This window comes from Planktotalea frisia (assembly GCF_001890925.1).
In the GTDB taxonomy this organism is placed as follows: Bacteria; Pseudomonadota; Alphaproteobacteria; order Rhodobacterales; family Rhodobacteraceae; genus Planktotalea; species Planktotalea frisia.
The window spans coordinates 1-11,472 of record NZ_MLCB01000004.1 but is presented as its reverse complement, the minus strand read 5'-3'; the positions used below and the strand labels follow the sequence as shown (position 1 = coordinate 11,472).

At 52.7% G+C, this 11,472-nt stretch carries 11 protein-coding genes; 9 read left to right on the top strand and 2 right to left on the bottom strand.

All coding sequences use genetic code 11. The features are described 5' to 3' along the window. Window positions 1-64 precede the first annotated feature (64 nt). On the bottom strand, window positions 65-1,138 hold the full coding sequence (locus PFRI_RS00240; protein WP_072628766.1) for a DUF6456 domain-containing protein: 1,074 nt from the start codon (window positions 1,136-1,138) through the stop codon (window positions 65-67). A gap of 225 nt (window positions 1,139-1,363) precedes the next feature. Between PFRI_RS00240 and PFRI_RS00235 the strand changes: the two genes are divergently transcribed. Beyond that, window positions 1,364-1,645: a DUF6477 family protein gene (locus tag PFRI_RS00235; RefSeq protein ID WP_072628762.1), complete on the top strand. Its 282-nt coding sequence runs from the start codon at window positions 1,364-1,366 to the stop codon at window positions 1,643-1,645. A 3-nt stretch (window positions 1,646-1,648) separates the two neighbouring features. Here PFRI_RS00235 and PFRI_RS00230 read toward each other — a convergent pair whose 3' ends face one another. Then, window positions 1,649-3,196, bottom strand: coding sequence for a trimethylamine methyltransferase family protein (locus PFRI_RS00230; RefSeq protein ID WP_072628761.1), 1,548 nt, complete (start codon window positions 3,194-3,196; stop codon window positions 1,649-1,651). Window positions 3,197-3,381: 185 nt separating this feature from the next. On the opposite strand from PFRI_RS00230, the gene guaA reads away from it, so the two are divergent. The 8 genes from guaA to PFRI_RS00190 are packed head-to-tail and all read left to right on the top strand — an operon-like array spanning window position 3,382 to window position 11,155. Next, a complete protein-coding gene (guaA, locus tag PFRI_RS00225; protein ID WP_072628760.1) occupies window positions 3,382-4,956 on the top strand; it encodes a glutamine-hydrolyzing GMP synthase in 1,575 nt (524 codons plus the stop codon). A 31-nt stretch (window positions 4,957-4,987) separates the two neighbouring features. Further along, window positions 4,988-5,872, top strand: coding sequence for a DMT family transporter (locus PFRI_RS00220; RefSeq protein ID WP_175549217.1), 885 nt, complete (start codon window positions 4,988-4,990; stop codon window positions 5,870-5,872). Between the two features lie 31 nt (window positions 5,873-5,903). Beyond that, a complete protein-coding gene (locus PFRI_RS00215; RefSeq protein ID WP_072628759.1) occupies window positions 5,904-6,815 on the top strand; it encodes a DMT family transporter in 912 nt (303 codons plus the stop codon). Window positions 6,816-6,851: 36 nt separating this feature from the next. Continuing rightward, window positions 6,852-7,724 carry an ATPase gene (locus PFRI_RS00210; RefSeq protein WP_072628758.1) on the top strand — a complete coding sequence of 291 codons (873 nt, stop codon included), beginning with the start codon at window positions 6,852-6,854 and terminating at the stop codon, window positions 7,722-7,724. A 39-nt stretch (window positions 7,725-7,763) separates the two neighbouring features. Beyond that, window positions 7,764-8,681, top strand: coding sequence for a homoserine O-acetyltransferase MetA (gene metA, locus PFRI_RS00205; protein ID WP_072628757.1), 918 nt, complete (start codon window positions 7,764-7,766; stop codon window positions 8,679-8,681). Further along, the gene (locus PFRI_RS00200) at window positions 8,674-9,624 is read left to right on the top strand and encodes an alpha/beta fold hydrolase (protein WP_245812174.1); all 951 of its coding nucleotides are present in this window, start codon (window positions 8,674-8,676) and stop codon (window positions 9,622-9,624) included. Before metA ends, PFRI_RS00200 begins: the two co-directional genes overlap by 8 nt. Window positions 9,625-9,672: 48 nt before the next feature. Beyond that, window positions 9,673-10,542 carry a polyphosphate kinase 2 gene (gene ppk2, locus PFRI_RS00195; RefSeq protein WP_072628763.1) on the top strand — a complete coding sequence of 290 codons (870 nt, stop codon included), beginning with the start codon at window positions 9,673-9,675 and terminating at the stop codon, window positions 10,540-10,542. After that, the gene (locus PFRI_RS00190) at window positions 10,535-11,155 is read left to right on the top strand and encodes a TetR/AcrR family transcriptional regulator (RefSeq protein ID WP_072628756.1); all 621 of its coding nucleotides are present in this window, start codon (window positions 10,535-10,537) and stop codon (window positions 11,153-11,155) included. The genes ppk2 and PFRI_RS00190 overlap by 8 nt, the downstream gene beginning before the upstream one ends. Window positions 11,156-11,472: the final 317 nt, after the last annotated feature.

The window sequence follows — 11,472 nt, the reverse complement described above, 5'->3', positions numbered from 1 at the left end:
ACCAGATACGCCGCCAACCTTCAAACCGCCCAAACACCAGATTCAGTCATAGCTCAAATGCCCCTTACCCGATCAAGACGTCGCCCATTTCCGTCTCATAAAATTGCTGTAAACGCAGCAAAGCGATCCGCAGAACGATTTTGCCTGAACGCGCTGACCAGCCCATGCGTTTTTCCGCGCTCTCAAGCCCTTCAAGATAGCAACAACAACGCAAAGCAACATCCCCAAGCCCGGATCCGAGGTAGCGCAGCGCTTTTGCGACACGTTCACGCGCCGCACTTGGCGCACCGCCCGCAGAACTTGATGACGTGCTGTTTACATCACTTCCCGCCGTCAGAAAGTTGTCCCAGTTTTGCGCCACGCGCGGCCCCATTTGCGCCAATTCGAAATCTTCACGCAAACGCTCGGCGGCAGTCACCAAAGCTTCGCTTAAAAAGGGCGTCCCGTCTCTGTCTTTTCGCCGTGCAAGGGCGGCTACAGGGCTTTCTGCCGTGTTATAGCGCACGCGGCGGGAACGGTTATCTTCGATAACTTTCTCGCCGTAGTTACCGCCTTGCTCAAGCTGATGGGTCATGCCTGCTTCTGACAGTTCCGCGAGCTTAGCGCGCCCCGTTGCAGTGATTTTGTAGCGCGAAATACGGCCCGGATTGGCGCATTCCACCCAAGCATTCAGCGCCAGAACAGCAACGAACTCCGCAGACACAGAGGCCGTTTTGTTTGTTCCACCACTTTGATTTTCACGCACAACAACGGCCGTATCCATGCCCTCGGCGACGGCAAGAACAGAACCCGCCTCGCACAAACGGCGCAAAATACGCAAAGTCTGCTGGTCCATGCTGGCTGCATCGTTGCTGAAGCCTTTGGTCTTGGGAAGTTCACTCATATTAGACGTCTCCTTGGCGCAAAAAGAGGGAGTGCCGTGGAAATAACTGGAGCTCAAAGAATGCAACGCGCGATCGACAAGCGGATCATCACGGCGCACTTCGATCTTGCGAATTTGACGCAAAACCGTTGACGCATGACACCCTGCTCTTCGCGCGACCTCGCGAATGGGCAAACCTGCTTGCGTATGGGTCAAGTACCGTTGAACCGGTTCGGGCACCCAAGCTGGAATTGATCCTTGTGCATTCGAATAAATATTTGTCACGTGTACTGACCCTGTTATTAGCGAGTTATCCAAAGAATTATCCACAACCTCGTCGCTAATTGTTACGTATTCGTTAACAGTTAGCGGTACGTTAAGTATTGTTTCGATTTGATAAACAATTCTGAACATGGCGCACGCAGATTGCATTCAGAAAGCAACACACCCCTAAGCTGAGTAGATTTAACTCAACGAAATTAGCTGTTTGGGGGAAGAACAATGCTTGATCTTATGTCGCAACTTACAAATCTAAAACGACCAAAGCTTTTGGTGAACGCTGCACGCTTTGGGCAAAAGGACTATCGCCGCAAGATACATCTGAAACGCGTTTTGGGCGGTGCAGTCCCAAACAAAGCCAGCGCGATTCTGATGCAGCTCTTCGATCTAGAGAATCATCAGAACACGCTACGCAAAACGCGCGACGCTACTTACAGCGCCGCGCGTCATACGGACGTTCTGATCGCTCTCATCGCTGAACACCAGCATAAGCAATCGCTTTAAACCTTAGACAAAAGCGTCCGGCATGGAGGCCTTTTTGTCATCAACATAGGCCTGTAGCTTGGCTGCAATTTCTGGGTCAAGTGCAGGCTGTTGATAGGTCGCGAGCATCTGCTCAACGCGTGCACTTGCGAGCGTTTGAGTGTCGCGCGCGCCCTCGTCATGCCATGTTTCGAACGGCTTGTAATCGAACACATCTGTGCGCCAGAATGCTGTTTTAAAGTTTTTCTGCGTATGCTCACACCCGAGGTAGTGACCACCCGGCCCGACTTCGCGGATCGCGTCCATCGCTTGCGCGTTCTCGTCCACCTCAACGCCACGCGCGAGATGATGCAGAATACCGAGCTGATCCGCGTCCACCACGAATTTCTCAAATGAGGACACAAGGCCGCCCTCAAGCCAACCGCACGCGTGCAGCATAAAGTTTACGCCACCCAAAAGTGCGGCATTATGCGTATGCGCCGTTTCGTAAGCAGACTGCGCATCGGGCAACTTAGAGCCACACAAACCACCACCAGAGCGGAATGGCAGACCCAAACGCCGCGCAAGTTGACCTGCACCGTATAGAATGTGGCTTGCCTCAGGGGTGCCAAAGGTCGGCGCGCCAGAATTCATATCGATCGAGGTCACAAAGGCACCTGCAATCACAGGTGCACCGGGTTTGATCAACTGGCTATACGCAACACCCGCAAGCAACTCGGCGAGAACTTGAGTGAGCGTTCCTGCAACAGACACAGGCGCCATCGCGCCGCCGACGATAAAGGGCGAAATGATGCAGGCTTGATTGTTTTGTGCGTAAACTTCCAAAGCGCCCATCATGATGTCATCAAACGTCATTGGTGAATTGATGTTGATGAGCGACGTCATCACGGTATTTTCCTGCACAAACTCTTTACCAAAAAGAATTTCGCACATCTCAACGCTGTCTTGTGCGCGGCTTGGGTCTGTCACAGAGCCCATAAACGGCTTATCGCTTAGCGTCATGTGCGCGAGTAACATATCGAGGTGACGCTTGTTCACCGCAACATCTGTGGGTTCGCAAACAGTGCCACCAGAATGGTGCAACCACTTGGACATATAGCCAAGTTTCACGAATTTCTGAAAATCATCCATCGTCGCATATCGACGACCACCTGCCGCGTCGCGTACGAAGGGCGGGCCATAGACCGGCGCGCAGACAAGCGTGTTGCCACCTATAACGACATTGCGCTCAGGATTGCGCGCATGTTGCGTGAAACTCGCTGGTGCTGTTTTACATAGCTCACGCGCAAGGCCCTTGGGGATGCGCACGCGCTCGCCTTCGATAGTTGCCCCTGCTTCTCGCCACCGTTCAAGCGCGGTGGGGTTATTTACAAAATTAACGCCTACCTCTTCAAGTATCTGCTCGGCGTTTGCTTCGATCATGTCGAGCGCTGCCTCTGAGAGCACTTCGTAATTTGGGATGTTGCGTTCTATATACTTGGCAGTGTCAAAACTGACGGATGTACGCTCTGCACGACGCGCTGCGCCGCCACCTCCACGGGTTCTACGTGTGCGTGCTGCTGCTTCGGTCATAATTTCTGATCCCCACGTTAAAAGTGCATGCGCTGTGTTGCCCCCTTCTTATGCGCCTAAGCTGCGAAAAAAGCGCAAGTTTGCGGCCCTTGGGGGGGAAAAGCGACCTTTGTCATGGTTCATTGGTTCTTCGTTTGACCTTAGAGCGAATTGACCTCTGCTACGCCCTGCCCTAGACCGCAGATATGACAGAGATATCCCACGACCGCCTCCTCATTATCGACTTTGGTAGCCAAGTAACGCAGCTTATTGCGCGCCGACTTCGCGAGCTGAATGTCTATTGCGAAATTCACCCGTATCAGAACGTGACGGATACATTTTTGGCCGATTTCGCGCCGAAAGCCGTGATTCTTTCTGGTGGCCCTGACAGTGTGACGCGCGACGGCAGTCCGCGAGCACCCGAGAGCCTGTTTACCTTTGGCGTTCCTGTGCTTGGCATTTGTTACGGTCAGCAGGTGATGATGCAGCAGCTCGGCGGTAAGGTCGAAGGCGGCAAGATTTCTGGCGGCGGCGGAACAGCTGAATTTGGCCGTGCGTTTGTCACGCCTGAAAATACGCTTGGCCTGCTTGATGGTTGGTTTGCGGATGGCAAAGAGCAAGTCTGGATGAGCCACGGCGATCACGTCTCTGCTCTCGCGCCCGGATTTGAGGTCTATGGCACCTCGCCCAACGCGCCTTATGCGATCACCGCTGATACCTCGCGCAATTTCTATGCAGTGCAGTTCCATCCTGAAGTGCATCACACGCCCAATGGCGCGAAACTATACGAGAATTTTGTAAAGCTCGCTGGTTTCAGCGGCGACTGGACAATGGACGCCTACCGCGAGCAAGCGATTGAAGCGATCCGCGCGCAGGTGGGCGATAAGAAAGTCATCTGTGGTCTGTCCGGTGGCGTTGATAGTTCTGTTGCGGCTGTGCTGATCCACGAAGCGATTGGCGATCAGCTTACCTGCGTTTTCGTTGATCATGGCTTGCTTCGTAAAGGCGAATCCGACGAAGTCGTCGCGATGTTCCGTGACAATTACAACATGCAGTTTATTCACGCTGAAGAACAAGAATTGTTCCTGGGCGAGCTGGATGGCCAAGATGACCCAGAGACCAAGCGCAAAATTATTGGGCGTTTGTTTATTGATGTGTTCCAGAAATACGCGGGCGAGATTGAAGGCGCAGAGTTCCTTGCACAAGGCACGCTCTACCCTGATGTTATTGAAAGCGTGAGCTTTTCTGGCGGTCCGTCCGTAACGATCAAGTCGCATCACAATGTGGGCGGCCTGCCTGAAAAAATGGGTCTGAAACTGGTCGAACCGCTACGTGAGTTGTTCAAGGATGAAGTGCGCGCCTTGGGTCGCGAGTTGGGTCTTCCGTCCTCTTTCATCGGACGTCATCCCTTTCCAGGCCCGGGCCTCGCTATTCGTTGCCCCGGTGAAATCACCCGTGCGAAGCTTGATATTCTGCGCGAAGCGGATGCGGTCTACATCGATCAGATCCGCAAGCATGGGCTATATGATGAGATTTGGCAGGCCTTTGTCGCGATCCTTCCTGTGCGTACCGTCGGTGTAATGGGCGATGGTCGCACCTACGACTTTGCCTGCGCATTGCGTGCGGTAAATTCGGTAGATGGTATGACAGCGGATTATTATCCGTTTAGTCATGAGTTCCTCGGCGAGACGGCCACGCGGATAATTAACGAGGTGCCGGGGATAAACCGCGTGACCTATGATATTACGTCCAAACCTCCCGGTACGATTGAGTGGGAATGAACGGCCCTTCAGGGAAAGTTTATTTGGAAAGATGAAGGACACGTTGGCCCCCGAGTTGCGCGCGGCGCTTTGGATGATCGGCTCAATCTTGTCGTTTTCTTTCATGGCAGTGGCTGGGCGTTGGTTGGCCGAAGGCTATGATACGTTCGAGATCATGCTCTATCGCTCGCTCACAGGGATCCTGATCGTCTTTGCGGTTGCCGCTGCGATTGGAACCTTGGGTGAAATCACCACGCGTTCTTCCGGTGTTCATGTCATTCGCAACGCATTTCACTTTGCCGGACAAAACCTGTGGTTTTACGCAATCACAGTCATTCCATTGGCGCAGGTTTTCGCGCTTGAGTTCACTTCACCCATCTGGATTTTAATACTTTCTCCCATCTTCTTGGGTGAGCGTATGACGCGCCCGCGGATCATTGCGGCAGTCTTGGGGTTCATCGGCATTTTGATCGTGACACGGCCCGGTGCAACGCCACTTAACGCCGGAATTGTAACCGCTGCAATTGCCGCAATTTGTTTTGCGCTGACGGGCCTGCTGACCAAGCGTTTGACCAAAACGGAGAGCCTGACCTCGATCTTGGCCTATCTTACTGTCACACAAGCGGTTTTTGGAATTATCTGCGCGGGCTATGATGGGGATATCAAATTGCCAACGTTAGAGAGTGCACCCTTGTTGGGCATGGTCGGTGTCGCGGGTTTGATCGCGCATTTTTGCCTGACCAAAGCGCTGAGCATTGCACCTGCGACTGTCGTGATGCCGATCGATTTCACGCGATTGCCAATGATTGCGGTTATTGGCATGCTGGTCTTTGGCGAAGCACTTGATCCTTGGGTGTTCGTCGGGGCCGCGCTCATTTTTGCGGGCAACTATTATAATATCTGGTCTGAGACACGCAAAGCGCAGGTTTCGGATTGAGCGTTGCTCTCTATAGGCGCATGACGTTCACATGAGACAAAGCAAAGATATATCACCGCTCGCTTGGGTTTTGCTCGCGCTGCTTGGCTTGATTTGGGGTGGCTCGTTTTTGTCGATCCGCATCGCTTTGAACGAAGTCGGCTTTCTGACCTCTGTCGCGCATCGCACCGGTTGGGCGATGTGTTTGCTCTGGCTTTATGTTTGGTATTGCGGCCTACCCATCCCAAAAGAACCGCGCATATGGGTCGGATTTCTTGGCATGGGCTTGCTGAACAACGCTATTCCGTTTTCGCTAATGGCATGGGGACAGCTTACGATTGAGAGCGGGTTGACCTCGATCCTCAATGCGACGACTGCGATCTTTGGTGTTGTTCTTGCCTCGCTCTTTTTTGCCGATGAAACCTTGAGTGCGCGCAAACTTGTCGGTGTCATCATCGGGTTTCTTGGCGTCGCGATTGCAATCGGGATTGAGCATCTGCTCGCGTTTGATATCCGCTCGCTTGCGCAATTGGCGATCATTGCAGGGACACTGTCTTACGCGTTTGCAGGTATTTGGGCGCGCAAACGCCTGAGCGGTCTTGCGCCAGAGATCGCAGCGGCAGGCATGCTAACAGGTTCAACACTGATCATGCTTCCAGCGGCGTGGATCCTTGAAGGCCCCATCACTCTGGCGCTGGAACCGATCACATGGCTGGCAATTGGATACTACGTGATCATTGCGACCGCCCTTGCCTACCTGCTCTATTACCGCATTCTTGCGCTCGCTGGCAGCGGGAACCTGATGCTTGTGACTTTGCTTGTGCCACCAATCGCCATCGTGCTCGGTGCCGTAGTTCTTGGAGAGGCACTGCATCCGCGCGCCTATGCAGGCTTTGCACTTTTGGCGCTTGGACTGATTATTCTTGACGGACGTGCCGTTGACGCGTTGCGCCGCGCCAAGTAGCAAAGCGAAAACTCAGTGCACGCGAAGGAGCGGCAAATGCTATATAAATCTGCGCAAGCATGGCGCGATGCGCCGCAAAAACATGTGTTGTTGTTTGCGATGTCTGGCTTGGGCAAGACGCATGTGTCTGAAATGCTTACCGAGCGAGAGGATGCCAACTGGTTTCACTACTCTGTCGATTACCGTATCGGCACGCGTCATATGGGTGAGCACATTATCGACAACCTCAAACGTGAGGCTATGAAAACCCCGTTTCTGCGCGAAATGTTGATGCATGATTTAATCCACTTTGGCGTGAACGTGCATGACCACGACTTGCGGCCAGTCGCAGCCTATCTGGGCAAACCGGGCGACCCCGAACTTGGTGGCTTGCACATTGCCGAATATCAACGCCGTCAAGATCACTTCAAAGACGCCGAAATAGCGGCTCTCCGAGACACCGCACGCTTTATTGAGCGCGCGCGTGACATCTATGGCTATAAGCATTTCATCTGCGACACCGGAGGCTCCATTTGCGAATGGGTCGATCCCGAGGACCCAAATGACCCATTGTTGAGCGCTTTGGCGCAAGATTGCTTGATGGTCTGGATCAAAGGAAGCGACGCACACACCCAAAGCTTGATCGAGCGCTTTGATAAAGAGCCCAAGCCAATGTCATACCAACCAGCGTTTCTGGCACGTGTTTGGGCTGAATATTTGAGCAATAACAATGTGCAAGGATGTGATGTTAATCCTGACGAGTTTATCCGCTGGACCTATGCACAAGCCCTTGCACATCGCCAACCACGCTACGAAGCGATGGCGCGTAATTTTGGGATTACCGTTCAAGCCTCAGATATGGCGGATGTAAGCAATGAAGCGGCATTCATAGATGTGATCGCTGACGCCCTTGCTGCGCGTGACACATAAGCCTATCTCAGCACTTCAAACTATAGAAAGTCCGGTGCGATGCCGATAAAACTCCCTGCCGATTTACCTGCGTATGATGTGCTACAGCGTGAAGGCGTGATGCTTGTGTCCGAGGACGAAGCCGCGCGTCAGGACATCCGTCCTTTGCGGATTGCTTTGCTCAACCTGATGCCGAAGAAGATCCAGACAGAGAACCAGTTTGCCCGCCTTATCGGTGCGACTCCTTTGCAGATCGAACTCTCGCTGATCCGCATGAGCGAACATCAAACACGCAACACGGCCGCCGAACATATGGAGAGTTTTTATCGCCCGTTTTCCGAGGTAAAGACCGAAAAATTTGATGGTTTGATCATCACAGGTGCCCCGATTGAACATTTACCGTTTCAGGATGTGACCTATTGGGAGGAACTTTGCGATGTGTTCGAGTGGACGCAAACGCATGTGCATTCGACTCTAGGTGTGTGCTGGGGCGGTATGGCGATGATAAATTATTTCCATGACGTGAAGAAACACGTGTTGGACCAAAAGCTGTTTGGCTGTTTCCGGCATTCAAATCTCGCACCATCGTCACCTTATTTACGAGGGTTTTCAGATGATTGCGTGATTCCAGTCAGTCGCTGGACAGAAATGCACCAAGCAGAGATTGACGCCAACATTGGCCTGAACACTTTGCTCTCAAGCGAAGGCGCTGGTCCTTGTCTTGTTGAGGATCAACAGCATCGCGGGCTCTATATCTTTAATCATTTCGAGTATGACTCGGGGACGCTCAAACAAGAGTACGACCGCGATATTGCAGAGGGCACAACGATCAACGTGCCGATGAATTACTACCCGAATGATGATCCATCTCAACCGCCTCAAAACCGTTGGCGCAGTCACGCACACTTGCTTTATGGCAATTGGATCAATGAGATATACCAAACCACCCCTTTTGAAAGCGATCTGATTGGTGTTTAAAATCCTGCTCTATATTCTTGTCGCACTCGTCTTGCTCGCCGCCGTAACTTTGTGGCGCGCAAGTGCGCGAGAAGCAGCAGCAGAGGCGGCCTACCCGCCGGAGGGGCAATTCATCGATGTGAATGGCCAAAAAGTTCACGTCGTCGTGCGCGGTTCTGGACCTGATCTAATCTTGATCCACGGCGCTTCAGGGTCGACGCGTGATGTAACATTCTCACTTGTTGAAAAGCTTGAGCAAGACTATCGCGTGATCGCTTTGGACCGGCCAGGCCTCGGCTACACGCCGCGCATCACCAAAGCTGGCGAAACACTTACGCAGCAGGCTGATCTACTCTCTGATGCTGCACGCGAGCTTGGCGCACAGAACCCAATCGTTGTGGGGCATTCTTTTGGCGGTGCCGTTGCACTAAATTGGGCCGTCAATCATCCTGACACGATGGCTGCGATGGTATTGCTTGCAGCACCTTCCAACCCGTGGACCACCCCGATTGATCCGCTCTATCGCGCCACGTCTTCCAAGCTGGGTGCTACATTCCTTGTGCCTTTGCTTACCGCGTTCGTGCCGAATTCTTACGTCGCCAACGCGTTCTCCGAAGTGTTCGAACCGCAAGATGCGCCAGATGGTTATGCCGACTACTTCGGTCCCGGCGTTACGCTTCGGCGTCACACAATGATCGCAAATGCGCGCCAACGCACTCATTTACTCCCTGATATCAAAGCCTTGGTGCCACATTACGGCGACATTGATGTGCCAACCGAGATCCTGCACGGTGATGTGGACACAATCGTGGGTCTGCCAATCCATTCCGCGTTGCTTGTCGATCAGATCAAAGGTGCAAATCTGACTGTTCTAAAAGGCGTCGGTCATATGCCACAGCATGTGTCCCAACCCGAAGTGATCGATGCGATCAATCGCGCTGCCGTGCGCGCTGGATTGCGGTAAGCTCTCCAGCCCGTCATAGTGAATCAAACAAATATGGGAATGCGTGTCATGAACCTGCCTTTCGACGGTGCCATCAGTACTTTTTACAACAAAAAAGCCCCCGATAATGTGCGCGATGCGATAAAAAGCAGTGAAAGTGGTTCCATCTTAAGCGCCACCTACCCGTACGACGCGCGTATGAAACGCAAGCGCTACGAAAAAGAGATGGTCGCGTTGCAAATCGAACTGGTGCGTTTCCAACACTGGGTACGTGAGACTGGGCAGCGCGTGGCAATTGTTTTTGAGGGCCGCGATGCCGCTGGCAAAGGTGGCACGATCAAGCGGTTTCGTGAAAACCTCAACCCGCGTTCGGCAAATGTTGTGGCACTCTCAAAACCGACAGAGCGTGAACAAAGCCAATGGTACTTTCAACGCTATATCGATCACCTTCCAGCGGGCGGCGAGATCACCTTCTTTGATCGCAGCTGGTACAATCGTGGCGTTGTGGAGCATGTATTCGAGTTCTGCACACCTGAACAACGTGACGTTTTCTTTAAACAGGTGACGCAGTTTGAAGATATGATCGTATCAGAAGGCATTACCCTCGTTAAGTTCTGGCTCAATGTGGGTCGAGAAGAACAATTACGCCGCTTTATGGAGCGCGAAAGCGATCCTTTAAAGCAATGGAAATTATCGTGGATCGATGTTGAGGGTTTGAACCGTTGGGATGCATATTCCGAGGCAATTCAAGAGAATATGAAGCGTAGCCATACGCACACGGCGCCCTGGACCGTAATCCGTTCTGACGACAAACGCCGTGCACGCGTGAATGCGATCCGTCATGTTCTCGACCAATTTGAATATGACTATAAAGATGCCAAAGCTCTGGGAACACTAGATCCAAAAGTCTGTGCTGGCCCGGAGATTTGGGATGCCTAAACAGGGCTATCACCACGGAAACTTGCGACAAGCATTGGTGGAAGCCGCGCTTGAACTGATCCGTTCCAAAGGCCCCACAGGGTTCACTTTGTCAGAAGCTGCAAAGCAAGCTGGTGTTACTCCAGCTGCCGTCTATCGCCACTTTGAAGGTCGCGAAGACCTCATTGCAGAAGCCGCGCGCCAAGGCTACGAGATTTTCGCCGACGTTATGCAATACGCGTATGACAAAGGGCAACCTTCCGCGCTTGCTGCATTTGAAGCGACGGGCCGAGCCTATCTCGCCTTTGCGCGCAAGTACCCGGGTCATTACATTGCAATGTTCGAAAGCGGGATTTCTGTTAATAGAACGCCAGAGCTTGCCGCAGTCTCTATGCGCGCGCGCGGCGTTTTAGAAAAAGCTGCGGAAGATTTGAACCAACATATTCCAGCACACAAACGCCCCCCTGCATCGATGTTCAGCGCGCATATCTGGGCAATGAGTCACGGTGTTGTAGAACTTTTCGCGCGCAATAGCCCCGGAACACAAAGCCCCTTTCCGCCAGAGGATCTATTGGAAAGCGCGATTGGCATATACCTGCGTGGTCTCGGCCTGATTGATGCCGATAGTAAATAGAGACGCGTAAAACGCGTCACAGGTAAAGCATGGGTAAACCCATGCAGATTGCCTTTGGCAAGGATATTTAGAAAGAGAGGAAGGGACAGCCCGAATAGGACCGTCCCTCGAAAAAGCCATGCTTCCCCTCTTACGATCATCGGCGTCCCCGCCTGTACCGCGGATAGATTAGATCGTGTTTAGGTTAAGTTTTCGTTCCCTCTCTTGAGAAATATCCCAGCCGGAGGCAAACCGCATGTCATTTAAAGACATGCTAATAAAGGTAAGCATTCGGCGAAGGCCGTGGGCGCGCCGTATTGATCAGAGGTGTTTGGGTA